This window comes from Micromonospora sp. NPDC048871 (assembly GCF_043198155.1).
Taxonomy (GTDB): Bacteria; Actinomycetota; Actinomycetes; order Mycobacteriales; family Micromonosporaceae; genus Micromonospora.
This window is the reverse complement of sequence record NZ_JBICUM010000013.1, coordinates 139,461-165,931: the sequence shown is the minus strand read 5'-3', so window position 1 is coordinate 165,931 and position 26,471 is coordinate 139,461. Positions and strand designations below refer to the sequence as shown.

The window sequence follows — 26,471 nt, the reverse complement described above, 5'->3', positions numbered from 1 at the left end:
CACGCTCACGCAGCTCATCGTTGTACTTCTTCGGTGCGGGCATCGCTGATGTTCCTCCCAGATTTCGATGTCTCCATCAAACCCGGTGCGGGACAGTGTTCCCGCATCGAACATCGTTGGCGCGAACGCTGCGAAGTCCTCCCCACGCACGTGGGGGTGTTCCGGATTTGGCGGCGGACGCACGACAGGCACTTTCGTCCTCCCCACGCACGTGGGGGTGTTCCGTACCCGACGGCCACACCGACGGCCAGCGGTAGGTCCTCCCCACGCACGTGGGGGTGTTCCCTCAGCGATCGGGTCGAAGCGGGTGTGATCGGCGTCCTCCCCACGCACGTGGGGGTGTTCCACTCGCTCTGGCGGCGATCACCTTGCAGGGTGAGTCCTCCCCACGCACGTGGGGGTGTTCCGTTACTACACCGCCCTGTGGTCGTTCGCGTCGTGTCCTCCCCACGCACGTGGGGGTGTTCCCCCAGAGTCGCGCCAGAGGAATCAAGCGCCAACGTCCTCCCCACGCACGTGGGGGTGTTCCCTGGCGGGTGCCTATCGCCACCGGCATAGCCGCGTCCTCCCCACGCACGTGGGGGTGTTCCGGCGTAGCCGTTCTTCTGGGTCTGGTCCACGCCGTCCTCCCCACGCACGTGGGGGTGTTCCTCCACACCGGACCGCGCCGACGCGCCCTCTGGTGTCCTCCCCACGCACGTGGGGGTGTTCCGCGGGCCGGCGTAGTCGGCCACCGCCCACCATAGGTCCTCCCCACGCACGTGGGGGTGTTCCGAAAATCGCCGAGCGGATGGCCGAGCAGGCGCAGTCCTCCCCACGCACGTGGGGGTGTTCCGTTCTTCAACAAGGCGCCTGACGGGTCTCCGCTGTCCTCCCCACGCACGTGGGGGTGTTCCGGTCGGCATGACCCTGCCGCGTACGGCGGCGGAGTCCTCCCCACGCACGTGGGGGTGTTCCGGCAATCTGGGCCGGCATCATCGCCGGCGTCGCGTCCTCCCCACGCACGTGGGGGTGTTCCGATGTCGTTCCACATGCTGCGGTACTGCGCCACGTCCTCCCCACGCACGTGGGGGTGTTCCGGCGGGCGACGCCCAGCATCCCGAGACCACGCCGTCCTCCCCACGCACGTGGGGGTGTTCCGCGCCCATCACCCAGGTAGAGGCCGACATGGGTGTCCTCCCCACGCACGTGGGGGTGTTCCCTCACCCCTCACCCGATCGCCATGTCAACAAAGGTCCTCCCCACGCACGTGGGGGTGTTCCGGTGAGCGTGAACGTGCCGCCGGTCGGGCCGCCGTCCTCCCCACGCACGTGGGGGTGTTCCGTCGAGTTGTTTCATGTCGGCGCCGACCGCCTTGTCCTCCCCACGCACGTGGGGGTGTTCCGGATCGGCACGCCCTCGTCCATGTTCGTCTGTCGTCCTCCCCACGCACGTGGGGGTGTTCCCAAAACGGAGACGCTGCGGGTGGATTGGTCAGAGTCCTCTCCACGCACGTGGGGGTGTTCCGCAGATTTTCGAGGCACGTGGCGACTTCACCGAGTCCTCCCCACGCACGTGGGGTGCTCCGGAGGTCGCGGAGCGGCTGCGGGTGCAGCAGGAGTCCTCCCCACGCACGTGGGGGTGCGCCGTGCGCCGCCGCTTTCCGCGCACCCTGCCCGCGTCCTCCCTACACACGTGGGGGTGCGCCGGTGGCCGTGGCCTATGCCGCTGTTCGGCCGGTCCTGCCCGCTACGGGAAGGTCAGCTCCACCTCGTCGCCGGGGAAGCTCTCCGTGCTGCCGTCCGGGTAGCGCACCTCAAGCACCGGGACGCCCTCGTCCAGGTCGAACGACCGCCGCTCCGCACCGCTCGGCATTCGAGCGACCACGGCGGCACCTGCCGGAAGCTGGACCGTTCTGCGCTGGGGAGTCTCCCGAACCCGGGTGCCGAGCGGGCGGCTCGTGGTGACGAGTCCCTCCGAGCGAAGCAGAGAGATGGCCATCCGAACCGCGTCGCGTCCGATCCCGTGCTCCTGACTCAACCGGGCCTCGCTGCCGATGCTCGATCCGGGAGCCAGGGCACCGGTCTCGATCTGCCCGCGAATCAGGTCTGCGAGCTGGACGTATACCGGCGTGTGTGAGCGCGGATCGATGCGCATGGGTAGCCGCAAGCTCAATCCGTTGTGGGACGAGTGAGTTTGATCTCGTCGCCGGGAAGAACTTCCGTCTTGCCCTTGGCGTCGCGGATCTCCAGGACGGGCACTCCCTCGTCGAGTCCGAGGTCACGTCGCTCCGCGCCGGTCGGCATTCGGGCGATCGCCGAACTGCCAGCGGTGAGCTCGATGGTCCTGCGTTCGGTGAGTTCGCGTACGTAGCTGCCGTGTCCGCGTTGGGTACGAACGAGTCCCTCGGAGCGTAGGAGCGCGACAGCCATACGGACCGCCTCTCGGCCGATTCCGTACTCCTGCGTCAGCCGCGCCTCGCTCGGGATGAGGCTGCCCGGCCTCAGCTCGCCTGACTCAATCCGTTGCCTCAGTAGGTCGGCCAGCTGCACATAGACCGGCGTGTGCAGGCGCGGATCGATGCTCATACCACATCAGCCTTGTCCCCATATGGCCACAAGTTAGGATGCGCCCCCGTGGGGTTGTGCCCCTGAGTGGACGTCCGTATAGTCCCAGTCACGGTCGGTGTGCGGATGAGGAACTCGGCGCTATCCGCCTCCGGTGAGCTGCTCTGTTGTCGTACTGCCGGTGAGGGCTGCGGTGGCAGGGCCGTGGGCACCCGCCTGCCCGGGTTGGCGGGTGCCCACTTCCAAGAAGATCCACAACGGGAGGGGGCAGGGCGTGGGAATCCTCCGGCGTATCGGACGGTGGGTGTGGGCCGGTCGGGGTGAGTCGGTTCGGCAGACGCACGAGCCGGGCTACTACCGGTCGGCGGCGTACTCACCGTTGCGGCCGTGGCAGGTGCGGGGTCGGCAGTTCCGGTCCACCCGGCGTTGGCGGCGTGGGCTCGATCCGGAGGAGGTGCGTGAGTTCCTGGATCAGGTGGCCGACGACCTGGCCAGCGTCTACGCCGCCCTCGGCGTCAGCAGGCAGGAGGCCGACCGGATCAAGGATGCGTTGCGTTGCTGGCAGTCCGAGCAGGCCGAGCGGGCCCACGCGGGGCAGCGCTGATGGGTCAGCGGTTCGTCATCCACCTGCCGGTGGTCGCCGGGGACCTGACCGCCGCCGTACGCCTGGGTCGGGTGGTGGCGCGGTGGGCTAGCCTGCTCGCCCGGACCGACCCGGGGGAGACCACCGTCTCGGCCGAGGACTCCCAGGGCGTACGCCATCGGGTCTTCTGTGACCTGCGGGTGGTCGGTGGTCGGCGGTGTGTGCTGCGCGCCGACCACGACGGCCCGTGTTCCCGGCGGCTGTGGCCTGGTCAGCTGATGTAGTGCAGGATCACGTTGTGCACGTGGTGGCTCTTCTGGTCGCCCCGGAATTCCACCTCGTAGGTGTGCGTGCCGACGTGGATGGCGATGGCGCCGGTGGAGAAGAACGAGCCACCCCAGGACTTGTTGCTGACCACGCTGACGCTGGTGATCTTCGAGTACGGGATGCTGGTGATCGCGTACCGCTTGCCGATGAACGAGCGGTCCTGAATGATCACCCGCCGGTCGGTCAGCCCGATGAACCCGGTGCCGGTGCCGACGGCGTCGTACACGGCGATGATCTGTTCTTGGTCGAGCAGGCCGCTCTGGATCTGCTGGAACTGTTCCTTGCGGTCGTACGTGGGGTTGGCCATGGGCCCACGGTAGGCGGCCGACGCCAGTCCACCTGCCGGTCCATTTCCGGTCAGCCGGGGGGCGTTTCCGGTCAGCCGGGCAGGCCCTCGCCCGGTTCGGCCACGGCCCGGTACGCGTCCTCGATGCGGGCGGCCAACAGGACCTCACCCTCGGTGAGGGGACAGTTGTCGTGACCGACCCGAATCTGGGTGGTGTGGTCGGCGCGGCGGCTGATCTCCGGCCGGATGTGAAGTGCGTCCGCGACCACCTTGACTCGCTCCGTCAATGCGGCATGCTGACTGTCGTCGATCACCAACGTACGCCGGATCTGTTCGCCCTCGCGTGTCCACCCGTTCAGCAGGGTCAGGGCGTCGCTGAGGTAGTCGTGCTTCGTACGACCGCCGAACAGCGCACGCATCACCGCGCCTCCCAGGCTTCGTTGCCGGCTTGTGGCCAAATCGTCGCCGCCCCGTGTCATTGTCGGTGTCCCTAGTCTTACGTTGCACGGAGGGTGTGTCCACGCCCACACTTCCGGGGATTCCTGGCCTGACGGACGACCAAGCTACCCAAACCGCCGATTGATCTGGCACGCTGGACGCCCGTGTGGACCGAACGGGCGAACGGTGACGGACAGGCCGCCCCACGCGAGCCGAAGGTGATCGTCGGCGCGGCGATCATCGATGGCGGCCGGGTACTGGCCTGTGCCCGCTCCGCGCCACCAGAGGTGGCGGGCATGTGGGAGTTTCCCGGCGGCAAGGTGGAGCCGGGGGAGACCGAAACCGCAGCGCTCGCCCGCGAATGCGCCGAGGAACTAGGCGTACGCGTGGAGATCGGCGAGCGGGTAGGCCGCGACGTCCGGATGGCCCACGGCCGCAGCGTCCTCAAGGTGTACGCCGCCCGCCTCCTCCACGGCGACCGCCCACGCGCGCTGGAACACTCCGAACTCCGCTGGCTCTCCGCCACCGAACTGAACACCGTAACCTGGCTCCCCGCCGACACCCCCATAGTCGCCGCCCTCCACCCCCTCCTTCGTTGACCCCGTTGATCATGAGGTTGACGGCAGTTTTTGATCTCCGCCGTGCCGTCAACCTCATGATCAACGGGGTTCTTTGGGTGGGTGCGGCGCGGGTTGGGGAGGGGTGGGGGTTAGGGGGTGGAGAGGGCTTGGCGGACTGTCCAGGGGATGTAGGCCGGGTCTAGGGTGTCCTGCCAGGTGAATCGGAGGACGGACCAGCCGGCGTTGGCCAGGCGGTTCTGGCGGCGGCGGTCGGAGAAGATCGCCTCCGGGATGTCGTGCGCGCCTCGGCCGTCCGCCTCGGCGATGACTTTCCGCCTTCGCCAGCCCAGATCCCCGATGCCGAGCAGGTAGCCGTCGTCATCGCGTACCTCCAGTTGCAACACCTCTGGTGGCACCCGGCCGTCTACGCAGCGCAGCCTGGCCCGGGTTTCCAGCGGGGACTGTGCCCGCCCGTCGGCCTCTGCCAGGTAGCCGCGCGCGGCGACCGCGCCCCGCCTGCGCCTGATCCGGCGGGCGATCGACCCGAGATCCTCCTTGGTCAGCAATCCACGGTTGAGCGCCGAGTCGAGCACCGAGACGGCCGGGTACCGCTGGACGCGGAGGATGACGTCGCTGACCGTGCTGATGGGGTCGGTGGCCAGCAGACCGCTCAGGCTGACCAGCGATTTCACCGGCTGGTCCAGCTGGTGCAGCACGATGTGGGGTTCTCTGATCCGGGCATGCTTGGCGGCCGCCGAGGGCAGGCCGATGTGAATCTCGTCGGACGCCGGTAGGCCGCCGATCCGGTGCAATTCGGCGGCGGTGCCGAAAACCGCGAACGCGGCCGGCCCCAGCGACAGCAGCGCTGCCCGGACCTGCTGACGCCGGGACGGCTGCACCGCCCAGATCGGGCGCGGAAGGTAAACCGCCCGAGCCAACGCCTGCCACCGCCCGAAGGTCACCAGGTTGTCGACCTCATGTCGGGTGAAACCGGCCTCCAGCGCCTGCCCCCGACCCACCAGCCCGTCTTGCCGGGCCGCCACCCACGAAATCCGTCCCTCTCGATCCACCCCACCACCCTGACCCGCCCCCACCCCCCACCGCAGCCCCTGTGGATAACCCAATCCCCGCCCTGTGGATAACTCCCACCCCAGCCTCGTTGATCATGAGGTTGGCGGCACCGTGGAGATCGACTACTGCCGCCAACCTCATGATCAACGGGGCCAAGGAGGCGGGGCGGGGAGGGAAAAGGGGGAGGGGACTGCGGCCGATGCCGCAGTCCCCTCCCCCTTTCGCGGTGGTTAGTGCTTTTCGTCCTGTTGGGGGTGGGCGAAGTTGAGGTGCTCGGGTGGGAGCGGGAAGGTCACGTCGTCGCCGAAGGGGCTGGGGGCGGCGGCGCGGTCGAAGGTGAGCTCCGTCAGGGGGAGCTTGCCGTTCGCGTCGACTGCCGGGGCGGTCGGGTGCGGCACCTCGCGGTGCCAGTTGACGCCCTGCTGCGCCTGCACCTCGGCGGCGGAGTCGTGCGAGCCGCCCGCGTGCGAGTGCACACCGTGGCCGGTGGCGCTGGAGCGCACCGCGCCCGGGGAATGTTCACTGGTCACGCTGGTCTGAGGCACTTGACCCCTCCGGAAGATCTTGCTGCCGAGCCACACAAGAGGATCGTACCTGCGGTCGACGACCCGTTCCTTCATGGGGATGATCCCGTTGTCGGTGATCTTGATGTGCTCGGGGCAGACCTCGGTGCAGCACTTGGTGATGTTGCAGTATCCGAGGCCCTGATCCGACTGCGCGTACTCCTTGCGGTCGGTCCGGGTGTCCAGGGGGTGCATGTCCAGTTCGGCGGCCCGGATGAAGTACCGCGGCCCGGAGAAGGCCGGCTTGTTGTCGTCGTGGTCACGGATGACGTGGCAGACCGTCTGGCACAGGAAGCACTCGATGCACTTGCGGAACTCCTGTGAGCGTTCCACGTCGACCTGCTGCATCCGGTAGTCACCGGGGGCCAGGTCGGCCGGAGGCGCGAAGGCGGGGGTCTCCCGCGCCTTCTCGTAGTTGAACGACACGTCCGTGACCAGGTCCCGGATGACCGGGAAGGTACGCAGCGGGGTGACCGTGACGGTCTCGTTCTCCTCGAAGGTCGACATCCGGGTCATGCAGCCCAGCTTGGGCATCCCGTTGATCTCCATCGAGCAGGAACCACACTTGCCCGCCTTGCAGTTCCACCGGCAGGCCAGGTCCGGCGCGTCCGTGGCCTGCAACCGGTGGATCACGTCGAGGACCACCTCGCCCTCGTTCACCTCGACGGTGTAGTCCTGCAACTCGCCACCGTCGGCGTCACCCCGCCAGATCCGGAACTGACGCTTCGTACCCATCAGCTGTTCTCCTTCTCGACGGCGTCGGTGGCCGCGGCGTCTGCGGCGGCGAGGGCGTCGAACTCGGCGAGTTCCTCGTCGGTGAGGTACTTGGCCAGCTCCGCGCGGTCGAACAGGCTGATCAGTTCGGCGCGCATCTTCGGCAGCGGCTTGCGGCCCAGCCGGACGGTGTCCCCGTCGAGCGAGCAGACCAGGTTGACCCGCCGCCACTGCGGATCCATGGTCGGGTAGTCCTCGCGGGTGTGTCCGCCCCGCGACTCGCGGCGCTCCAGGGCCGCCTTGGCGGTGCACTCGGAGACGACGAGCATGTTGCGCAGGTCCAACGCCAGGTGCCAGCCCGGGTTGTAGCGGCGACCCCCGGCCGCGCTGACCTTCGCCACCCGCTCGCGCAGCTCCGCCAGCCGGGCCAGGGCGTCCTCCAGCTCGGCCTCCCGCCGGATGATGCCGACCAGGTCGCCCATCACCGCCTGAAGATCCTGCTGGAGGGTGTACGGGTTCTCCCCGGTGTCCCGCTGCAGCGGAGCCAGGGCGGTCTCCACGGCGGTCTCCACCGCGGTCACCGCCACCCGGGGACGGGCGGCCAACTGGTCGATGTAACCGGCCGCGTGGCCACCGGCCCGCTTGCCGAAGACCAGCAGGTCGGACAGGGAGTTGCCGCCGAGCCGGTTGGAGCCGTGCATACCCCCGGAGACCTCACCGGCGGCGAACAGCCCGCGCACCGAGCCGTACGCCGCACCGGTGTCCGGGTCGACCTCCACCCCACCCATCACGTAGTGGCAGGTGGGGCCGACCTCCATCGGTTCCTTGGTGATGTCGACGTCCGCCAGGCCCTTGAACTGGTGGTGCATCGAGGGCAGGCGGCGGCGGATCTCCTCGGCCGGCAACCGGGAGGCGATGTCCAGGTAGACCCCGCCGGCCGGCGTACCCCGGCCTGCCTTGACCTCGCTGTTGATCGCGCGGGCGACCTCGTCGCGGGGCAGCAGCTCCGGCGGGCGCCGGTTGTTGTCCGGGTCGGTGTACCAGCGGTCCGCCTCCTCGGGCGTCTCCGCGTACTGCTTGCGGAAGACGTCCGGGACGTAGTCGAACATGAACCGCTTGCCCTCGGAGTTCTTCAGGATCCCGCCGTCACCGCGCACCGACTCGGTGACCAGGATGCCCTTCACCGAGACCGGCCAGACCATGCCGGTGGGGTGGAACTGGAGGAACTCCATGTTGATCAGGGTCGCCCCGGCGCGCAGGGCCAGGGCGTGCCCGTCCCCGGTGTACTCCCAGGAGTTCGAGGTGACCTTGTAGGAGCGGCCGACACCGCCGGTGGCCAGCACCACGGCCGGCGCCTCGAACAGGACGAACTCCCCGGACTCCCGGTAGTAGCCGAAGGCCCCGGCGATCCGGTCACCGTCGAGCAGCAGCTCGGTGATGGTGGTCTCGGAGAAGACCTTGATCCGGGCGTCGTACGAGCCGAACTCCTGCTTGTCCTCCTGCTGCAAGGAGACGATCTTCTGCTGGAGGGTACGGATCAGCTCCAGGCCGGTCCGGTCGCCGACGTGGGCCAGTCGGGGGTACTCGTGGCCGCCGAAGTTGCGCTGCGAGATCTTGCCGTCCTTCGTACGGTCGAACAGCGCGCCGTACGTCTCCAGCTCCCAGATCCGCTGCGGTGCCTCCTTGGCGTGCAGCTCGGCCATCCGGAAGTTGTTGAGGAACTTGCCCCCGCGCATGGTGTCCCGGAAGTGCACCTGCCAGTTGTCCCGGCTGTTCACGTTCCCCATGGCGGCGGCGGCGCCACCCTCGGCCATCACGGTGTGGGCCTTGCCGAACAGCGACTTGGAGATGATGGCGGTCTTCTTGCCGGCCAGCCGGGCCTCGATCGCCGCGCGCAGACCGGCGCCACCGGCCCCGATCACGACCACGTCGTAGTGGTGTCGTTCGATGCGGGTGGTGGTGCTCGGGTCGTGCTGAGAATTGGTCGTCATGGTGTGGGGCCCCTAGTTGATGAACCGCAGGTCGGAGATCCACCCGGCGGCGACGGACATGACGTAGAAGTCGGTCAGCGCCAACGTGCCGAGGGTGATCCAGGCGAGCTGCATGTGCCGGACGTTCAGCCAGGAGACGTAGCCCCAGGCCCGGTACCGGACCGGATGCTTGGAGAAGTGCTTCAACCGGCCACCGATGATGTGCCGGCAGGAGTGGCAGGAGATGGTGTACGCCCACAGCATGATCACGTTGCCGAGCAGGATCAGGTTGCCCAGGCCGAACCCGAAGCCCTCCGGGCTGTGGAAGGCGGCGATGGCGTCCCAGGTGTTGATCAGCGAGATGATCGCGGCGAAGTAGAAGAAGTACCGGTGCGAGTTCTGCACGATCAGCGGGAAACGGGTCTCACCGCCGTAGGAGGCGTGGCCGTCCGGCACCGCGCAGGCCGGCGGCGAGAGCCAGAACGACCGGTAGTACGCCTTGCGGTAGTAGTAGCAGGTCAGCCGGAACAGCAGCAGGAACGGCAGGGTGAAGGCGGCGTCCGGGATGATCCACCAGCCGGGTAGGTACTGCCCGAAGTGGGAGGCCTCCGGAATGCACCGGTCGGTCACGCAGGGGGAGTAGAACGGGGTCAGGTAGTGGTATTGCTCGACCCAGTACCACTTGTGCATGAAGACCCGGACGGTTGCGTACGCCACCCATGCGCTCAGGCCGATGACCGTGATCAGCGGGGCGATCCACCAACGGTCCGTACGCAACGTCTTCGCCGCGATGGCGGCGCGGGCGCGCGCCCCCCGCAGCTTCGTTGCCGATGATGTCATTCGTGTCGTCTCCCTGACGGGGCCCTCTCACGGGCGGCGGAACACTTCCCGGTCGGCACCCGGATCGGCGTTGCCGACTCCGTTTGCCACGTCATGCGCACACCAACGACCGCGCCGGGCGTACCGGAGCAGCTAAGTGACACACGTTACGCCGATCTAGGCGGGCCGTCCGCGCAAGGCAGTGTCCCGTGTGTCCCGCTCTTTGGAAACCCTCTCGCCATGATCAATATGCGAGCGTCCGAAAAAGATCGACCAGTGGCCGATGGCTGGTCAGCCGGACGCTCCTCCGGTGAAGTTCCATGCGGCCAGCCGCAGGGCGGGCGCCTCCCACCAGACCCCGTCCCACCGACCCGGCTGCCGGACCGCCCGCCGCCCCAGCTCCAGCACCCCACCCGGCCCCAGAGCCCGGGGGTACGACTCGGTGAACCGCAGATCGCGCACCGCGCGGGTGACCTGCCCATCCTCGACCAGCCACACCCCGTTGCGGGTCAGTCCCGTGATCACCAGACTCTTCGGGTCGAGTACCCGGGTGTACCACAGGTCGCTGACCAGCAGCCCGCGTGACATCCGGGAGACCAGGGCGGCAGTGTCCGCATCGGCCACCGCCCCGGCTGTTCCTGCGGCGGTTGTCGGGACGCCTGGGGTGTCCGTGGTCGTCGTGGCTGGAGCGAGGCGCAGGTTACGCGGGACCGGGCCGATCGTGCTGCTGCCGGTCCAGGCGTGCCCGGTGGACTCGCCGCCCACCTCGGCGGCGCTGCGCCGGTCGTGCACCACCGCCCGGGTGACGCCCGCCTCCACCAGGGGCAGGGTGTACGTCGGCGTACCCTCCAGATCGAACGGCAGCCCGGCGGCACCGAGCGGATCGTCGACCAGGGTCACCGCCGAATCGAACTGGGCCACCCCGGGCTCGGCGAAGGACTGCCCCTCGGCGTACTGCCTGCCGTTGAAGCCGTACCAGGAGAAATTCTGCAGCAGGTCGGCCACGGCGGCCGGTTCCAGCACCACCGGATACCGTCCGGGCGGCAACTCGATCGGGTCGGTTCCGGCACGGGCCTTGGCGGCGGCTCGGCGCCCCAACTCGGCGGCGTCCAGGTCGGTCAGCCGCTGGGCACAGTCGCGGGCCGTGCCGTCGGCGCCGTCGGCCCGGGCGATCCCGTCCATCGCCGCCTCGACCGTGCGGCCCTGCACCGCCTGACCGGCCGAGTTCGCGAACGCCACCGTCCGTACCGCCGTCCGGCAGTAGCCGGCGGTCTCCAGGCCACCGGCCGCGTCGACGAAGGCCCGGACCAGCGCCGCCCGGTCATCTGGCCCGGCCTGCGCGGTGGCCGCGTCCCACGGCAGCGGGGCCGCCACCGGCTGCGGTGCGGTCAGCCCCGGCCAGGCCGGATCCCGGGGGGCGAACCGGGCCGCCGCCAGCACCCGTTCCACCAGAGCGCGCAGGTTCTCCGGGGTGGCCGTGGTGCCGCTACCGGCGACGGTACGACCATCCAGGTGGACCCGCAGCCGGACCTCCACGGCGGACTCGGCGACGTTCTGGTGGATCGCCGAGTTGGCGAACCGGGTCAACGCCAGCTCACCCCGGCTGACCGTCACCTCGGCCTGCGCACCCACACCCCCGAGCCGGCCGACCAACTCCACCACCTGCCCGGCCAGCCCCAACTCACTGCTCACGCGTGAACTCCTACCCGGACGTTGCGGAAGCGGGCCGGGGCGGCCGGGTGACCGGTGTGCCCGATCTGACCGGGCTGGCCCTTGCCGCAGTTGGGGGTGCCCCAGGAGACGATCTCGGAGGAGAGCATGTCCATCGAGCGCCAGAACAGCGGCCCGATGCCGGTGTAGGTGGGGTTACGCAGCATCCGCCCGCGCCGGCCCTTGCGGATCTCCCACCCGATCTCGCAGCCGAACTGGAAGTTCAGCCGTTTGTCGTCGATCGACCAGGACCGGTTGATGTCCATCAGCACCCCCTCCTCCGTGGCGGCGATGATCTCCTCCAGGGTGTGCGGGCCCGGCTCCAGGCCGACATTAGTCATCCGGACCATCGGCAGCCGGGCCCAGCCGTCGGCGCGTACGCTGCCGCCGTAGTCCAGGCCCGCGACGGCGGCCGAATCCCGCCCGGCCAGCACCCCCACCCACCGCCCGGCGCGTACCGCGTCGCGTCTGACCGCCGGGGAGCCCTCGTCGTCGTAGCCGAAGCTGCCCAGCGCGCCCGGGATGGTCGGGTCGATGGTGATGTTCATCAGCTCCGAGCCGTAGCGCAGCGAGCCGAGCTGGGCCAGGTCCAGCCAGGAGGTACCGGCGAAGGCGGCCTCCCAGCCGAGGATGCGGTCCAGTTCGATGGCGTGTCCGACGGACTCGTGGATCTGCAACGCAAGCTGCTCGCCGCCGAGGATCAGGTCGGTCTCCCCGGCCGGGCACAGCGGCGCGGTCAACAACTCCCGCGACTCCTCCGCGATGCGCGCCGCGTGGGCGGTCAGGTCCAGCGAGTCGACCAGCTCCCAGCCGGTGGTGCCGTACTGCCCTCGGTAGCTGGGCCAGGATCGGCGTTGGGTCTCGCGGTCGCCGATGGCGGTGGCCGAGATGCCGCCGCCGCATTCCCGGATGTGCTGGTCGATGCGGTGGCCCTCGCTGGAGACGAACCACTTCGTGGTGTCCCAGATCTGGTAGAGCCCCTCGGCGAGGTCGGCCCCGTGGTCGACCGCCGTGGCGGTGGCGGCCACCAGCAGGTCACCCTTGGTGGCCAGGGAGACCGCTAGCGGGTCCACATCGTACGGTGACGACCAGCTGGCGGTGGTGGGTGTGACCGGGACCAGGTCGACCGGGGGGCCGGGGACCAGGCCGCTGGCGGCGGCGGTCCGGGCGGCCCGGTGGCCGGCCTCGCGGGCGGCCCGGTCGGACAACTCCGGTACGGCGTGGAAGCCCCAGCTCGCCCCGACGAGCGCCCGTACGCCCAACCCGAGGCTCTCGTCCTGGGTCAGCGCCTCGATCTCGCCGTTGCGAGCGGACATCGACTCGTAGCGCCGGTGCATCACCCGGGCGTCGGCGTACCTGGCGCCCGCGTCCAGGGCGGCCTGCACGGCCGCGGTCGCCACCTCGAACTCGCTCATGGGCCGACCCTAGGCGAGCCCACCGACGACCGCTGACCGGTTTGTTAACCGGGGACCCCTGCTCTACCGCAGGCGTTAATAGGGTGCCCTTCCTTACATCAGGTGGGTGCGGAGGAAGTCGAGTTCCAGGCGGAGGAGGCGTTCGGAGAGGCCACCGGCGGCCATGTGGGTCGCGCCGGTCAGGGGGATCACCGAGTGCGGCCGGCCGGCGGCCAGCAGCGCCGCCGACAGGCGCAGGGTGTGGGCGGCCACCACGTTGTCGTCGACCATGCCGTGCACCAGCAGCAAGGGGCGGGCCTGCGCCGGGTCGGTGACCGGCTCGGCGGCCAGGTCGACCAGCGAGTGGTGGGCGTACACGTCCAGGCCGTCGTCCGGCATCCCCAGGTAGCGCTCGCTGTACGCGGTGTCGTAGAGGGCCCAGTCGGTGACCGGGGCACCGGCGATCCCGCACTTGAACAGCTCCGGGTGGCGCAGCACCGCCAGCCCGGCCAGCCACCCGCCGAAGGACCAGCCGCGTACCGCCACCCGATCCAGGTCCAGGTCGGGATGCTTGTCGGCCAGGGCGTGCAGCGCATCCACCTGGTCGGCGAGGATCACGTCCGCGACCCGCCGGTGGATGGCCTTCTCGTAGGAGGGCGCGATGCCCGGGGTGCCCCGGTTGTCGATCACGACTACCGCGAAGCCGGCGTCGGCCCACCACTGTCGTTCCAGCCAGGCCGATCGCGCGGCCACCACCTCCTGGTGGCCCGGCCCGCCGTAGATGTCCAGCAGCACCGGCAGCCGTCGGCCGGTGACGTAGTTCTCCGGGTAGAGCACCGCCGAGGGCAGCCGCCGGTCGGTCACCCGCTCCAGCAGGGGCAGCGGGGCGTACGACGGGGTGGCGGCCAGCGACCGCAGGGTGGCCACCTCCCGGTCGCCCTGGCGTACGGTCCAGCGGATGCCGGGATGGTCCAGCGAGGCGGTGCCGATGACCAGTACCTCCCCGCCGACCGCGGCGGTGTGCCAGCCCGAGTCGGCGGTCAACCGGCGGGCGTCCACCCCGCCGCCGATGCTGGTACGCACCCGGAACAGGTGCTGCTCGCTCGGCTCCCCGTCACTGGCCTCCACCAGCAGGTCCGCCGGGCCGCTGACCGTGGCCAGCCGACCGACCACCCGGCGTACGTACAGCGAGGGTGGGGTCAGCAGGGTGCCGTCGGCGAAGAGGCAGCGGGCGTCGTACCCGTCGTGGGCCAGTTCGCCGCCGACCAGCACCCGCCCGTCGGGCAGGTGGGCCGGGGTGCCCGCGATCGGCTCCACCCAGCGGGGGTCGGCCAACTCGGCGTGCACCTGGGTCTCCCCGGTACGCGGGTCGATGGCCAGCACCAGCCCGTGCTGTTGGGAACGGCGCAGCACGGTGATCAGCGGAGCGCCCTCGGCCCAGTGCACCGCGGTCAGGTACGGGTAGGTCTCCCGGTCCCAGTGCACATCCACCCAACCCCCGTCGAGGTCGAGCAGGTGCAGGCTGACCTCGGCGTTCGGGCCACCCGCCACCGGGTACGCGACACTCTCCGGTGGGCTGGCCGGCTGGGCGGGGTCGTGCAGGTGCCAGCGGGGCAGTCGGGTCTCGTCGACCCGGGCCGCCAGCACGGAACGACCGTCCGGCGCCCACCAGTAGCCCCGGTACCGGTGGAACTCCTCCGCGGCGATGTGCTCGGCCAGTCCCCAGACCACCCCGGAGTCCTCACCGGCGAGGATGCTGTCGGTGCCGTCGCCGTCGACCACCCGCAACTGCCCCCGGCGTACCCCCTCGGCCGTGTCGGTGACGTACGCCAGCCGTTGGCCGGTCGGATCGGGCCGGGGGTCGAGGACCGGCCCGGCCACCGGCACCTCGATCACGTCGCCGTGCACCAGGTCGGCCCGGAACAGCCGACCGGCCAGCGCGAACACCGCCACCCGACCGGCGGAATCCAGGGCGTACGACCCGATGCCGGAGGCGGACAGCCGCATCCGTTCGCGGCGGGCCCGTTCCCCGGGGCTCAGCGCGGCGGGGTCGGCGTCCGCCCCGAGCAGGGTGAGCGGGCAGGCGACCAACCACTCCTCGCCGCTGGCGACGTCCAGTTGCCACAGCGCGTCGGCCGGATCCTGTGGGCCGCTGGAGCGCAGGAAGACCACCCGGGCTCCGTCGCCGGCCACGGTGACCGCGCGCGGCGCCCCGTGGCTGAACCTGCGGGTGCGGGCGGCCAGCTCGGGAAAGTCCACAGGCCAGATGGTAGGCCCGCGGCCAGTGCAATGTGAGCGACCTGCGGGGACGCGTACGGACCGGCGCGGACAAACCGCCGGTTAGAGTGACCGTCGTGACGACGCTGCCCGACCGCCGCCTGTTGCTGGTCCACGCGCATCCCGACGACGAGACCATCGGCACCGGTTCGACGATGGCCTACTACGCCGCCGAGGGTGCCCACGTCACCCTGGTCACCTGCACCCTGGGTGAGGAGGGTGAGATCCACGTCCCGGAACTGGCCGGGCTGGCCGCCGCCGAGGCGGATCAACTCGGCGGGTACCGGATCGCCGAACTGGCCGCCGCCTGCGCCGAACTCGGCGTCACCGACCACCGGTTCCTCGGCGGGGCGGGTCGCTACCGGGACTCCGGCATGATGGGCCTGCCCACCAACGCCAACCCGCGCGCCTTCTGGCAGGCCGACCTCGACGAGGCCGCCGGCTATCTGCTGGAGGTCATCCGGGAGATCCGCCCGCAGGTGGTCATCACCTACGACGACAATGGGTTCTACGGCCACCCGGACCACATCCAGGCGCACCGGGTGACGATCCGGGCGGTCGAGCTGGCCGCGGGGGAGGGCATCGGCCCGGCGAAGGTCTACTGGACGGCGATGCCGCAGAGTGTCCTGGAGGCGGGGATGACGCACTTCGAGGAGGCCTCGGACAACCCCTTCGCCGGCATCACGGACGCCACGGAGCTGCCCTTCTGCACCCCGGACCCGCAGATCGCGGCGCGGATCGACGCCACCGAGCAGCACGCGGCCAAGGAGGCCGCGATGCGGGCGCACGCCACCCAGATCCCGGCCAACTCCTGGCTCTACTCGATCGCCGGCAACTTCGGTGCCGAGTTCATGGGAGTGGAGTACTTCACCCTCGCGGTCGGCACCAAGGGGCCGGGCAGCGGCCCGTACGGTTGGGAGTCGGACCTGTTCGCCGGGCTGGACCTGGGTGGGAGTCCGCAGCCGTCGGCGGTCCTCTCGGCCGGTCAACGGTGAGCTCGTCCGCCGCGATGTCGGTCGCCCCGCAGGAGCAGCTCCCGCCGCCGCCCAGGGCGGCCGGGGTGCGGCGTGTCCTCGACATGGGGCTGCGGGTGACCGGCGGGCTGGTGGCCGTGGTCGCCGGTGCGGTGACCGCGGTGCTGGAGCTGCTGCTGGCGCCGTTGCGGGTCGGTGGCTACCTGATCGGGGTGGCGGCGCTGGTGGCCGTGGTGGTGAACATCGCGCTGAGCTGGTTCGCCATCGAGACGGTCGGCCGGCGCTGGGCGGTGGCCCTGCCGGCCCTGCCCTGGGTGGTGATCATGATCGCTGCCGCCGACCGGACCGCTGAGGGTGACGTGCTGCTGATCGGCAACTGGGTGGGGCTGGCCCTGGTGGTGGTCGGGGCGATGGCCTTCGCGGTGACGGCCTTCCGGTCGATCGTCGCCGGGCCCCCCAGACCCGGTCGCTACTGACGGCGGCACCGCCGGAGTGGTAGATATTCCTGCCAAGAGTCCGCCACGAGGCGGACGGTACGGCGGGAGGCGTGCGATGGGTCAGCGGTGGCGCGCGGTCGGAGTACTCACGATCGCGCTGTTCGCAGTCAACGTGGTCGCCCGGTTGATCATCCGGTTCGGCTTCGACGGTGACGAGGCGGCCGCCGACCGGGTGACCCTCGGGATGTTCGTGGTGATCGGCTTGATCCTGGCCGGAACCGCCATCGCCTGGGGGCAGTCCCGCCCACCGGCGCAGTGGGGCGCCGAGGTCGCCGCCGCGATCGGCATGGCGCTTGCCCTGACCATGCTGGTGGGACCCCTGCTGGTCGGCCAGAACCCCTTCGGCAGCGGCAGCGCCACCTTCTTCTGGCAGGTCCTGCTCTACCTGCTGGCCACGAGCATCGGTGCCATCCTCGGCCACCTGCTCCTCACCACCCTGGGCCGCGACTACCGCTCCCAGCGCCTACAACGCCTGGCCCAATCCGCCCCCACCAAACCCCGCCGCTAACCCCCACCCCCACCCCCTCTCACCCACCCCCACTCCCTGATTCGCCCCGTTGATCATGAGGTTGGCGGCAGTCGTCGATCTCCACGGTGCCGCCAACCTCATGATCAACGAGGGCGAAGGGGGCAGGGGGTTAGGGGGTGGGTGGGGTGCGGGTTCGGTAGGTGTGGTGGGTGGTGAAGCCTAGTTTGCGGTAGAGGGTTACTGCGGGGGTGTTGTGCTGCTCTACCTGGAGGAAGGCTTGGGTTGCGCCTGCGGCTTGGGCCCAGCGGCCCAGGGCTCGGGTCAGGGCGGTGGCGTGGCCTTGGCCGCGGGCGGGGGGTAGTACCTCGATCAACGAGAGGCCCAGCCAGCGGCCCTGCCCGGTCACGGTGCCTCGGCCGACGGCCACCAGGGCTCCGTCGACGTACGCGTGGGCGAAGCGGACCTGGTCCACGGCGGTGAGTACGTGCCGGCCGGCCTCCGGTAGGCCGCCCTTGCGGCTGGCCGCCACCGCCAGCCACTGCTCGGAGGGCTCGTCGGCAAGCTCGATCACGGCCGCCGACACCGCCCCACCCGGCTTCGACGACGCCGCGCCCAGGCCGGCCCCGCGCGACGCCGCGCCCAGCTCGGCCTCAGGTGGCATCGCGTCCAGGTCGGTCTCGGGGGGTGTGGTCAGGAGGGGTAGGGCTACGGTCTGCACCAGGACGGTCGGGCGGCTGCCCCAGCCGCGTAGGTCTAGTTCGGCGCCGACCGGGGCGGCCAGGGGCAGGGGAGTGGTGACCAGCGGCTGCTGCCCCCGGGCGGCGTACCAGCGCTCTACCTCGTCCAGCGCGGCCGGCAGGGGGCGGTCCGGGTCGCCCACCGGCAGGGCGGAGTTGGCGCGGCCGGTCCAGCCGTCGGCGGCCCGTAGCAGCCAGTCACCGAGTCGTACGCGGACCGGTGCGGGCCAGGCCTCGTCGGCGGCGAGTTCTAGTTCGATCACGGCGTCGGCGGCCGGACGTCGGGCCGGGGGTACCCGCTTGGCCCGGTGCACTTCGGTGATCGGAACCCGGACCTGTCCGGTACGGGTGGTGAGGGTGAGGTGGGAATCGGACACCTCGACCAGTTCGCCGAGCGCATCGGAGTAAACCGGACGACCGGCGCGGGTGCCGACGACACGCCGGACCACGATCCGGTGTCCTAAATCCTGCTCTCCGAGCACGATCGACCTCCTCCCCGACGAGATACTAGGCTCTTAGCGTCGCGGGTGATCGCGGCGTGTCTTGCGGAGGAGAAGACCGGTGACCTACATCATCGCCGAGCCGTGCGTGGATGTGCTCGACAAGGCATGCATCGAGGAATGCCCGGTCGACTGCATTTACGAGGGCAACCGGATGCTCTACATCCACCCCGACGAGTGCGTCGACTGTGGTGCCTGTGAGCCTGTCTGCCCGGTAGAGGCGATCTTCTACGAGGACGACGTTCCGGAGCAGTGGAAGGACTACACCGGCGCCAACTACGAGTTCTTCGAGGACCTGGGTTCCCCCGGGGGCGCCTCGAAGATCGGCAAGGTGGAGAAGGACGCCACCTTCGTCGCCGCGCAGCCGCCGCGCGGCGAGGGGCACTGAGCCGGCCCGCGCCGGTCTCGTCACGGCTTCCCGACTTCACCTGGGACACCCTGGACGCCGCGGCCGTGCTGGCCGCGGCGCACCCGGACGGGTTGATCAACCTGTCCATGGGTACGCCGGTCGACCCGGTACCAGAGGTGATCCAGCGGGCGCTGGCCGACGCGGCCGACGCTCCGGGTTACCCGTTGACGGCCGGCACGGTCGTGCTGCGGGAGGCGATCGCCGCCTGGGTCGCCCGGTCCTGCGGGGCCGGGGTGGACGGGCTCGGTGTGCTGCCCACGGTCGGCTCCAAGGAGCTGGTGGCCTGGTTGCCCACCCTGCTGGGGCTGGGGCCGGGCGACGTCGTGGTGGTGCCCTCGGTCGCCTACCCCACCTACGAGGACGGGGCGCGGCTGGCGGGGGCCACCACGGTACGCGCGGATTCCCTGACCGCGGTCGGGCCGACCTCCCGGGTGGGCCTGGTCTGGGTGAACTCGCCGAGTAACCCGACCGGCCGGGTGCTGCCCGCCAGCCACCTGCGCAAGGTGGTGGACTGGGCGCGGGAGCGTGGCGCGGTGGTTGCCAGCGACGAGTGCTACCTGCCCCTGGGGTGGACGGCGCAACCGGTGTCGGTGCTGTCCCCGGAGGTCTGCGGCGGCTCGTACGACTCGGTCCTGGCGGTGCACTCGCTGTCCAAGCGGTCCAACCTCGCGGGCTACCGGGCGGGCTTCGTGGCGGGTGACCCGGCCCTGGTGGCGGAGCTGCTGAAGGTCCGCAAGCACGCGGGCATGATCGTGCCGGCGCCGGTGCAGGCGGCGATGGTGGCCGCCCTGGGTGACGAGCAGCACGCCGACGAGCAGCGGGAGCGTTACCGGGCCCGCCGCGACATCCTGTGGGCGGCCTTCACGAAGGCCGGGTTCCGGGTGGAGCACTCCGAGGCGGGGCTCTATCTCTGGCTGACCCGGGACGAGGACTGCTGGGAGACGGTCGACTGGCTGGCCCGTCGGGGCATCCTGGTCGCCGCCGGTGTCTTCTACGGCCCGGGTGCCCGCCGGTACGTCCGGGCGGCTCTGACGGAGTCCGACGAGCGGATCGCTGCGGTGGCCGCCCGTCTCGCCGAGGTCTGACCCGGGACGCCGAGGTACGCGATGGTGGTCGGCAGACAGGCGCGGCCCCGGGTGGCCGTGCTCGGCACCGGTCTGATCGGCGGTTCGGTGCTGCTGCGCCTGCACGCCGCCGGGCTGGAGGTGATCGGCTGGGATCCGGACGAGGGCACCCGCCGAAAGGCCCGGGCTCTCGGCGTACCCACTGCTGACCTGTTGGTCGAGGCGGTGGCCGACCGGGAGGTGGTCTTTCTCGGCGGGCCGCTGCCCACCCTGCCGGCGACCCTGGTCGAGGTCGTCGCGGCGACCGGCGAGGACTGCCTGCTCACCGATGTCGGCAGCACCAAGGGGCAGGTGGCCGCGTTCGCCACGGCGCAGGGGCTGACGCACCGGTTCGTACCCGGTCATCCGATGGCCGGCAGCGACCGGGCCGGTCTGTCGGCCGCCGTGCCGGACCTGTTCGCCGGTGCGGCCTGGGTGCTCTGCCCGGCCGCCGAGGGGCTTGCCGGGTTCCGTCGGCTGGTGGCCCTGATCACGGAGGTCTTCGCCGCCCGGGTGGTGCCGATGGCGGCGGATCGGCACGACGCCGTGGTCGCGCTCGCCTCCCACGTGCCCCATCTGCTCGCCGGGGCGTTGGCGGGAGCGGCCGAGCGGTCCCCGCTGCGCGACGCGGTGCTCGCCCTGGCGGCGGGTAGTTTCCGGGACGGTACCCGGGTGGCCGGCACCCCGCCGCAGCGGACGACGAACATGTTGCGCGGCAACCGCGACGAGGTGTTGGCGGCGCTGACCGGGGTGCGGGGATATCTCGACGAGCTGGCCGAGGCCCTGCGCGCGGACGATCCCGACCTGCTCACCGCCCGGTACGCCGAGGCCGCAACGGCCCGTGGGAGTTTGGCCGATCGGCCGTACGCCGAGCAGGACCGGTCGTTTCCGATGGCGGGCGACCCCGCCGAGGAGGTGGCCTGGTTGTGTGCCCTGGGTGCGGCCGGTGGGCATCTCAGCGGCTGCCGGGTGGACGACGAGGTGGTGACCTACCGGACCCACCGCCCCGCCTCCGCCTGAGCATCGGTGGGCGTGCGGCCCGCCCCGCCGTTAGGGTGAGGTCATGGTGGACGGACCGGTGGTGACGGTACGCGGCGAGGCCTACCGCGAGGTCGACCCGGAGATCGCCCGATTCGCGGTCACCGCCCTGGCCCGGGACCGCGACCGGGAGGTCGTGCTGACCCGGCTGGCCGAGCGGGCCGCCGCGATCCGGGTGCTGCTGGATGCGGCCGAGTCGTCGATCGACCGCCGGGAGACCGGTGACCTGCGGGTCCGGCCGGAGACCCGACGCTCCGGCGAGCGGGTGGTGGCCTGGCACGGTTCCGTGGTGACCACGGTGACGGTCACCGACTTCACCGCCCTCGGTGAGCTGATGCTGCGCCTGGCCGACCAGGATCAGGTCGAGGTGGCCGGCCCCTGGTGGTCGCTGCGCCCGGACAGCCCGACCTACCGCCAGGCCCGCCACGACGCCATCACCGACGCCCTGCAACGGGCCCGGGAGTACGCGCAGGCCCTCGGTGCCCAGGTCACCGACCTGATCGAACTGGCCGACGAGGGTGGCAGCGTGCAGCCCCAGATGATGCGGATGGCCTTCGACACCGGGGAGTCCGCCGGTGGCACCCCGCAACTGGACTTCGACCCCCAGCCCCAGGGGGTGCACGCCGCCGTACGGGCGCAGTTCCACATCACCCGGCCGGTCCTGTCCTGATGCCCCCCGCCGAGGTGTTGGCCGTCGAGGATCTGGTGGCGCGGGCCGGCAGGCTGGCCGACGCCGGTCCTCGGCAACTGCTCGGCATCACCGGTGCCCCCGGGGTCGGCAAGTCCACCCTGGCCGCTCAGGTGGTCGCGGCCCTCGGCCCGGTGGCCCGGCTGGTGCCGATGGACGGCTTCCACCTGGCCCAGGCCGAGCTCGACCGGCTGGGCCGGGCCTCGCGCAAGGGTGCCATCGACACCTTCGACGCCAACGGGTACGTCTCCCTGCTGCGTCGGCTAAGACGCAAGGAGCCGACCTCCGTCTGGGCGCCCGAGTTTCGCCGTGAGCTGGAGGAACCGGTAGCCGGGGCGATCGAGGTGCCGCCGGAGGTCCGGCTGGTGGTGACCGAGGGCAACTATCTGCTGGTGCCGCAGCCGCCCTGGGACGAGCTGCGTTCGTTGCTGCACGAGGCGTGGTTCCTCGATCTGGACACCGAGTTGCGGCACCGCCGACTGATCGCCCGGCATGCCGCGTACGGACGCTCGCCGGAGCAGGCCCAGGACTGGGCGCTGGGCAGCGACGAGGTCAACGCCGCCCTGGTGGCCGGCACCGCCGACCGGGCCGACCTGGTGGTACGCCTGGCCGAGCCACCACCGGAATGAGGTAAGCCCCGGGCGGTCAGCCGATCTGGCGTATCGGCCGGGCGGGATTTCCGACGGCCACCACGTTCGCCGGCAGGTCCCGGGTCACCACGGCACCGGCACCGATGACCGTGTTCTCACCGATGGTCACTCCGGCCAGGACGATCGCCCCGCCCCCCAGCCACACGTTGTCCCCGATGGTGATCGGCTGGGCCGCCTCCCACTTGGCCCGGCGCTGCTCCGGCTCGACCGGATGGGTCGGGGTGAGCAGTTGGACGTTCGGGCCCACCTGCACGTCGGCCCCGAGGGTGATCGGTGCGGGGTCCAGGAAGACCGACTGGAAGTTGACGAAGCTGCGCGGCCCGATCCGGATGTTGTAGCCGTAGTCGCAGTGGAACGGTGGGCGGATCGAGGTCTGGTCGCCGAGGTCGCCGAGCAGGTCGCGGAGCACGGCTAGGCGGGCTTCGCGCTGGTCGGCGGGGGCGGAGTTGAACCGTTCCAGTAGCCGTAGGGCGTGCAGGTGCTCGGCGATGAGTTCCGGGTCGTCGGCGAGGTACGCCTCACCGGCCAGCATCCGCTCCTTCATGGATCTCATCTGCTGATCGTGACCCTCCCGGAGACCCTGAGTACTCAACTTCGTCGAATTCTTGACTCCCCATTGCATACTCAGTATGCAACCCTAGTGGTGTCGATGTACTCACATCGATAGACGCTCACAGAAGGAGGATCAGTTGCAACAAAGGAGCAAACTGACCGCCATCGGCCTGGGGATGGTCCTGGTGCTCGGCGTGCCGGGCGCCGCCTCGGCCACCCCCTCCGGGCCGGCCGCATCGCAGTCCCCCCAGGTCACCGCCCGTCCGGCCGTGCCCGGCCAGTCGACCGTCACCCTGATCACCGGTGACCGGGTGACCGTCACCGAGGCCGGGGCGACGAGCGTACGCCCGGCCGAGGGCCGGTCCGGCATCCGCTTCATCACCCAGCGTCAGCGGGACCACCTCTGGGTGATCCCGCAGGACGCCCTGCCGTTGGTTCGCGAGGGCCGGGTCGACCGGCGGCTGTTCGACGTGACCGGGCTGATCGCGGCCGGCTACGACGACGCCCGGCGGGACAACCTGCCCCTGCTGATGACTCACCAGCAAGGGGCGGCCCGGCGGAGCGCGGCACCCGAGGGGGTGACCGTCACCCGCGACCTGGCCGCCATCGGCGGGGTCGCGGCCACCGCCGACAAGCGGGAGATCAGCGCGCTCTGGACGAGTCTCGCCGGTGGCCCGGCCGCTCGGCTCGACAATGCGGGGGGTGTCGAGCGGATCTGGCTCGACGGCAAGCGGCAGCTGACCCTGGAGCACAGCGTGCCGCAGATCGGTGCCCCCGCCGCCCACCAGGCCGGTTACACCGGCCAGGGGGTCCGGGTGGCCGTGCTGGACACCGGTGTCGACGCCGCCCACCCGGACCTGGTCGGGCGGGTCGCCGAGGCGCAGAACTTCAGCGAGGAGGAGAACCCGGGCGACATCGTGGGGCACGGCACCCATGTGGCGGCGACCATCGCCGGCAGCGGGGCGGCCTCCGGTGGACGCAACCGGGGGGTGGCCCCGGACGCCACCCTGCTGTCCGGCAAGGTCTGTGAGGAGTACGGCTGCACGGATTCGGCCATCCTGGCCGGCATGCACTGGGCGGCGGTCGACCAGCAGGCCGATGTGATCAACATCAGCCTGGGTGGGTCGGACACCCCCGAGATCGACCCCCTGGAGGAGGCGGTCAACACCCTGACCGAGCAGACCGGCGCCCTCTTCGTGATTTCGGCCGGTAACAGTGGCCGGGCCGGCACCGTGGGCTCGCCGGCCAGCGCGGAGGCCGCACTGGCCGTCGGCGCGGTGGACCGCGACGACGAACTCGCCTACTTCTCCAGCCAGGGCCCGCGCGTCGGCGACGACGGGCTGAAGCCGGAGATCACCGCACCCGGGGTGGACATCGTCGCCGCCCGGGGCGCGGGCACCGAGCTCGGCGATCCGGTCGGGGAGCACTACGTCACGCTCTCCGGCACCTCGATGTCCGCACCGCACGTCGCCGGGGCGGCGGCCCTGCTGGCCCAGCAGCGCGGCGACGCGACCGCGGCACAGCTCAAGGCCCTGCTGATGGCCTCGGCCCAGCCGCACCCGGATCTGACCGCGTACCAGCAGGGGGCCGGCCGGGTCGACGTGGCGCGGGCGATCAACCAGCAGGTGGTCAGCGAACCGAGCAGCGTCTCGCTCGGTCGTACCATCTGGCCGCACGACGACGACGAGCCGGTCACCCGCGAGCTGAGCTGGCGAAACACCGGCGGTACGGCGATCACCCTGGACCTCACCGTGCAGGCCACCGGCCCCGGCGGCGAGTCGGCCCCGGACGGCATGTTCTCGCTCAGCACCCAGCAGGTCGTGGTGCCGGCCGGCGGTACGGCCTCGGCCACCGTCACGGCCGACACCAGCATCGACAGCCCGGACGGCCACTACACCGGCCGGGTGCTCGCCCGCTCCGGCGACACGGTGGTGACCACCCCGCTGGCGATCAACAAGGAGGTGGAGAGCTACGACGTGACCCTGCGGCACCTGGGTCGCGACGGTGCCGTGGCAAGCGATCACTTCACCTTCCTGCTCGGGCTGGCGAACTTCGACGAGTTCGTCGTGTACGACCCGTCGGGTACCGCCGAGGTTCGGGTGCCCAAGGGCCGGTACGGACTCGCCAGCTACCTGTTCGACGAGGCGAACGAGCAGGTGACGATGATGGCCGGGCCGGAGTTGGAGGTGAAGCGGGACACCTCGGTGACCATCGACGGACGCAAGGCGGGCGCGGTACGACTCACCGTGCCGGACCGTTCGGCTAAATCGGCGCTGGCCGTGGCCGACGCGACCTTCCTGCTCGGCGACCTCGGCGCAGCCGGCTTCGGCGCGCTCGGCGAAAACTTCGACGGTATCGCCATCGGGCAGCTCGGCCGACCGGTACCGGCGGACCGTTTCGTCAGTTCGGTGTCGAGTCAGTTCACCGACTGGGAGGCGGCCAACAGCACCTACTTCTACGGGCTGGGCGAGTCCTTCCCGGGCCGGCTGCCCAACGGGGTGACCAAGCACTACCGCTACAGCGACCTGGCCAAGGTCACCCATCGGTTCCAGGGTGGCTATTCCGGGGCGCTGGCCGAGCGGGCCGTTTACCCGGTGTTCGAGCCCGACCTGGGCGGCTGGGCTGCCGTGGCGAGGGTCGCGGTGCCGGGTCAGCGGGTCGAGTACTACAACACCAAGAAGGTCCGCTGGTTCGGCGAGGTGGCGTTCGGTACTCCGGTGGAGGACCAGCCGTGGCTGGACCTGGTGGCCGCCTTCTGGTCGGAGCCGACGGCGTACCGGGCCGGTCGGCACTACCAGGAGACCTGGAACGCGGCACCCTACGGGCCCTCGTTCTCGACCCCGCGGTGGCCGGATGACGGCGTGACCCGCCAGGGTGACGTGATCGGGTTGGCGCTGGGGTTGCACAACGATGCGGCGGGTCACGTCGGTGGCACGCTGATCGATGCCGGGCACACCGCGCTGTATCGCAACGGCAAGCTGGTCGGGGAGAGCGAGGAGCCCGGCTGGGGGCAGTTCGAGGTGCCACCCGGTACGGCGAACTACCGGCTGGAGACCTCGGCCAAGCGCAGCTTCACCGACCTGAGCACCGAGGTCGGCGCGGTGTGGACCTTCCGGTCCGGACATGTCCGGGGCGACAAGTACGCGCGGCTGCCGGTCAGTGTGGTCCGGTTCGCGCCCCCGCTGGACGCGCACAACTCCGCACCGGCCAACCGGGCCTTCGTCATCCCGGTCCAGGTGCAGCGTCAGCCCGGGGCACCGGCCGGGCGGACCACCTCGCTGACCGTCGAGGTCTCCTACAACGGTGGGAAGACCTGGCAGAAGGCGAAGGTGGTCAAGACCGGCAGTAGCTGGCAGGCCATGGTGAAGCACCCCCGGGGTGCCGACCACGTCTCCCTGCGGGCCACCGCCCAGGACAGCACCGGCAGTACGGTGACCCAGCGGATCATCCAGGCGTACCGCCTGCGGTGAACCGCGCGGTGGGGGGGGGGGGGCCCCCCCCGGCCCCCCCCCCCCGGGGGGGGGTGGGGGGGGGCGGGGCGGGGGGGGGGGGGGGGGGGGTGGGGGGCGCCCGCAAACCACCACAGGGTGGGGGCG

Annotated in this window: 25 protein-coding genes, 1 pseudogene and 1 CRISPR repeat array; of the genes and pseudogenes, 12 read left to right on the top strand and 14 right to left on the bottom strand. The window is 70.8% G+C overall.

Going from position 1 to position 26,471, the window contains the following annotated elements:
• Window positions 1–135: 135 nt before the first annotated feature.
• A CRISPR array of direct repeats spans window positions 136–1,687; the repeat unit is 28 nt; unit sequence GTCCTCCCCACGCACGTGGGGGTGTTCC.
• 41 nt (window positions 1,688–1,728) lie between these two features.
• From ACGFIK_RS23990 to ACGFIK_RS23980, 3 genes and pseudogenes are all read right to left on the bottom strand, one after another.
• Window positions 1,729–1,866, bottom strand: a complete 138-nt coding sequence (locus ACGFIK_RS23990) for a hypothetical protein (RefSeq protein ID WP_393341423.1) — start codon at window positions 1,864–1,866, stop codon at window positions 1,729–1,731.
• Window positions 1,867–1,926: 60 nt separating this feature from the next.
• Window positions 1,927–2,136 (bottom strand): annotated as a pseudogene (locus ACGFIK_RS23985) (winged helix-turn-helix domain-containing protein); the annotation flags it as partial.
• A 14-nt stretch (window positions 2,137–2,150) separates the two neighbouring features.
• Window positions 2,151–2,567, bottom strand: a complete 417-nt coding sequence (locus ACGFIK_RS23980) for a GntR family transcriptional regulator (protein WP_393341400.1) — start codon at window positions 2,565–2,567, stop codon at window positions 2,151–2,153.
• A gap of 283 nt (window positions 2,568–2,850) precedes the next feature.
• On the opposite strand from ACGFIK_RS23980, the gene ACGFIK_RS23975 reads away from it, so the two are divergent.
• Complete coding sequence (locus ACGFIK_RS23975; RefSeq protein WP_393341421.1) at window positions 2,851–3,150, top strand: DivIVA domain-containing protein; 300 nt, start codon at window positions 2,851–2,853, stop codon at window positions 3,148–3,150.
• Window positions 3,150–3,413 (top strand): hypothetical protein, encoded by a 264-nt coding sequence (locus ACGFIK_RS23970; RefSeq protein WP_393341397.1) that lies wholly within the window; start codon window positions 3,150–3,152, stop codon window positions 3,411–3,413. Before ACGFIK_RS23975 ends, ACGFIK_RS23970 begins: the two co-directional genes overlap by 1 nt.
• On the opposite strand, the gene ACGFIK_RS23965 is transcribed toward ACGFIK_RS23970, so the two are convergent.
• Both ACGFIK_RS23965 and ACGFIK_RS23960 read right to left on the bottom strand, forming a co-directional pair.
• On the bottom strand, window positions 3,401–3,763 hold the full coding sequence (locus ACGFIK_RS23965) for a PH domain-containing protein (RefSeq protein WP_327024164.1): 363 nt from the start codon (window positions 3,761–3,763) through the stop codon (window positions 3,401–3,403). The genes ACGFIK_RS23970 and ACGFIK_RS23965 overlap by 13 nt on opposite strands.
• A 71-nt stretch (window positions 3,764–3,834) precedes the next feature.
• Window positions 3,835–4,161 (bottom strand): 4a-hydroxytetrahydrobiopterin dehydratase, encoded by a 327-nt coding sequence (locus tag ACGFIK_RS23960; protein ID WP_327027430.1) that lies wholly within the window; start codon window positions 4,159–4,161, stop codon window positions 3,835–3,837.
• A 183-nt stretch (window positions 4,162–4,344) separates the two neighbouring features.
• On the opposite strand from ACGFIK_RS23960, the gene ACGFIK_RS23955 reads away from it, so the two are divergent.
• Window positions 4,345–4,779 (top strand): (deoxy)nucleoside triphosphate pyrophosphohydrolase, encoded by a 435-nt coding sequence (locus tag ACGFIK_RS23955; protein WP_393341393.1) that lies wholly within the window; start codon window positions 4,345–4,347, stop codon window positions 4,777–4,779.
• A 110-nt stretch (window positions 4,780–4,889) separates the two neighbouring features.
• On the opposite strand, the gene ACGFIK_RS23950 is transcribed toward ACGFIK_RS23955, so the two are convergent.
• From ACGFIK_RS23950 to ACGFIK_RS23920, 7 genes are all read right to left on the bottom strand, one after another.
• Window positions 4,890–5,783, bottom strand: a complete 894-nt coding sequence (locus ACGFIK_RS23950) for a DUF559 domain-containing protein (protein WP_327024166.1) — start codon at window positions 5,781–5,783, stop codon at window positions 4,890–4,892.
• A 258-nt stretch (window positions 5,784–6,041) separates the two neighbouring features.
• The gene (locus ACGFIK_RS23945) at window positions 6,042–7,109 is read right to left on the bottom strand and encodes a succinate dehydrogenase/fumarate reductase iron-sulfur subunit (RefSeq protein WP_327024167.1); all 1,068 of its coding nucleotides are present in this window, start codon (window positions 7,107–7,109) and stop codon (window positions 6,042–6,044) included.
• Window positions 7,109–9,079 carry a fumarate reductase/succinate dehydrogenase flavoprotein subunit gene (locus ACGFIK_RS23940; protein WP_327024168.1) on the bottom strand — a complete coding sequence of 657 codons (1,971 nt, stop codon included), beginning with the start codon at window positions 9,077–9,079 and terminating at the stop codon, window positions 7,109–7,111. The genes ACGFIK_RS23945 and ACGFIK_RS23940 overlap by 1 nt, the downstream gene beginning before the upstream one ends.
• A 12-nt stretch (window positions 9,080–9,091) precedes the next feature.
• Window positions 9,092–9,898, bottom strand: a complete 807-nt coding sequence (locus tag ACGFIK_RS23935; protein WP_327024169.1) for a hypothetical protein — start codon at window positions 9,896–9,898, stop codon at window positions 9,092–9,094.
• Between the two features lie 270 nt (window positions 9,899–10,168).
• The gene (locus ACGFIK_RS23930) at window positions 10,169–11,569 is read right to left on the bottom strand and encodes a metallopeptidase TldD-related protein (protein ID WP_327024170.1); all 1,401 of its coding nucleotides are present in this window, start codon (window positions 11,567–11,569) and stop codon (window positions 10,169–10,171) included.
• The gene (locus ACGFIK_RS23925; RefSeq protein ID WP_327024171.1) at window positions 11,566–13,002 is read right to left on the bottom strand and encodes a TldD/PmbA family protein; all 1,437 of its coding nucleotides are present in this window, start codon (window positions 13,000–13,002) and stop codon (window positions 11,566–11,568) included. The genes ACGFIK_RS23930 and ACGFIK_RS23925 overlap by 4 nt, the downstream gene beginning before the upstream one ends.
• 93 nt (window positions 13,003–13,095) lie before the next feature.
• Window positions 13,096–15,240 carry a prolyl oligopeptidase family serine peptidase gene (locus tag ACGFIK_RS23920; protein WP_327024172.1) on the bottom strand — a complete coding sequence of 715 codons (2,145 nt, stop codon included), beginning with the start codon at window positions 15,238–15,240 and terminating at the stop codon, window positions 13,096–13,098.
• 86 nt (window positions 15,241–15,326) lie between these two features.
• Between ACGFIK_RS23920 and mshB the strand changes: the two genes are divergently transcribed.
• The 3 genes from mshB to ACGFIK_RS23905 all read left to right on the top strand — a co-directional run bounded on the left by mshB (window position 15,327) and on the right by ACGFIK_RS23905 (window position 17,237).
• Window positions 15,327–16,253, top strand: a complete 927-nt coding sequence (mshB, locus tag ACGFIK_RS23915; RefSeq protein ID WP_327024173.1) for an N-acetyl-1-D-myo-inositol-2-amino-2-deoxy-alpha-D-glucopyranoside deacetylase — start codon at window positions 15,327–15,329, stop codon at window positions 16,251–16,253.
• Between the two features lie 14 nt (window positions 16,254–16,267).
• Window positions 16,268–16,708 (top strand): hypothetical protein, encoded by a 441-nt coding sequence (locus tag ACGFIK_RS23910; protein WP_327027431.1) that lies wholly within the window; start codon window positions 16,268–16,270, stop codon window positions 16,706–16,708.
• Between the two features lie 76 nt (window positions 16,709–16,784).
• Window positions 16,785–17,237, top strand: coding sequence for a hypothetical protein (locus tag ACGFIK_RS23905; RefSeq protein WP_327024174.1), 453 nt, complete (start codon window positions 16,785–16,787; stop codon window positions 17,235–17,237).
• A 130-nt stretch (window positions 17,238–17,367) separates the two neighbouring features.
• On the opposite strand, the gene ACGFIK_RS23900 is transcribed toward ACGFIK_RS23905, so the two are convergent.
• Window positions 17,368–18,417 carry a GNAT family N-acetyltransferase gene (locus ACGFIK_RS23900; RefSeq protein WP_393341388.1) on the bottom strand — a complete coding sequence of 350 codons (1,050 nt, stop codon included), beginning with the start codon at window positions 18,415–18,417 and terminating at the stop codon, window positions 17,368–17,370.
• Window positions 18,418–18,496: 79 nt separating this feature from the next.
• Between ACGFIK_RS23900 and fdxA the strand changes: the two genes are divergently transcribed.
• From fdxA to ACGFIK_RS23875, 5 genes are read left to right on the top strand one after another with little or no spacing between them, the layout of a single operon-like run.
• Window positions 18,497–18,823 (top strand): ferredoxin, encoded by a 327-nt coding sequence (fdxA, locus tag ACGFIK_RS23895; protein WP_007464872.1) that lies wholly within the window; start codon window positions 18,497–18,499, stop codon window positions 18,821–18,823.
• The gene (gene dapC / locus ACGFIK_RS23890; protein ID WP_393341419.1) at window positions 18,820–19,929 is read left to right on the top strand and encodes a succinyldiaminopimelate transaminase; all 1,110 of its coding nucleotides are present in this window, start codon (window positions 18,820–18,822) and stop codon (window positions 19,927–19,929) included. The genes fdxA and dapC overlap by 4 nt, the downstream gene beginning before the upstream one ends.
• 21 nt (window positions 19,930–19,950) lie before the next feature.
• On the top strand, window positions 19,951–20,967 hold the full coding sequence (locus ACGFIK_RS23885) for a prephenate dehydrogenase/arogenate dehydrogenase family protein (RefSeq protein ID WP_327024176.1): 1,017 nt from the start codon (window positions 19,951–19,953) through the stop codon (window positions 20,965–20,967).
• 43 nt (window positions 20,968–21,010) lie between these two features.
• Entirely contained in the window at window positions 21,011–21,655 is a 645-nt protein-coding gene (locus ACGFIK_RS23880; protein ID WP_393341386.1) for an SIMPL domain-containing protein, read from the top strand.
• On the top strand, window positions 21,655–22,302 hold the full coding sequence (locus ACGFIK_RS23875) for a nucleoside/nucleotide kinase family protein (RefSeq protein ID WP_393341383.1): 648 nt from the start codon (window positions 21,655–21,657) through the stop codon (window positions 22,300–22,302). Before ACGFIK_RS23880 ends, ACGFIK_RS23875 begins: the two co-directional genes overlap by 1 nt.
• Window positions 22,303–22,318: 16 nt before the next feature.
• On the opposite strand, the gene ACGFIK_RS23870 is transcribed toward ACGFIK_RS23875, so the two are convergent.
• A complete protein-coding gene (locus tag ACGFIK_RS23870) occupies window positions 22,319–22,876 on the bottom strand; it encodes a sugar O-acetyltransferase (RefSeq protein WP_327024179.1) in 558 nt (185 codons plus the stop codon).
• A 175-nt stretch (window positions 22,877–23,051) separates the two neighbouring features.
• On the opposite strand from ACGFIK_RS23870, the gene ACGFIK_RS23865 reads away from it, so the two are divergent.
• Window positions 23,052–26,345 (top strand): S8 family serine peptidase, encoded by a 3,294-nt coding sequence (locus ACGFIK_RS23865; protein WP_393341417.1) that lies wholly within the window; start codon window positions 23,052–23,054, stop codon window positions 26,343–26,345.
• The last annotated feature ends 126 nt before the right edge of the window (window positions 26,346–26,471 follow it).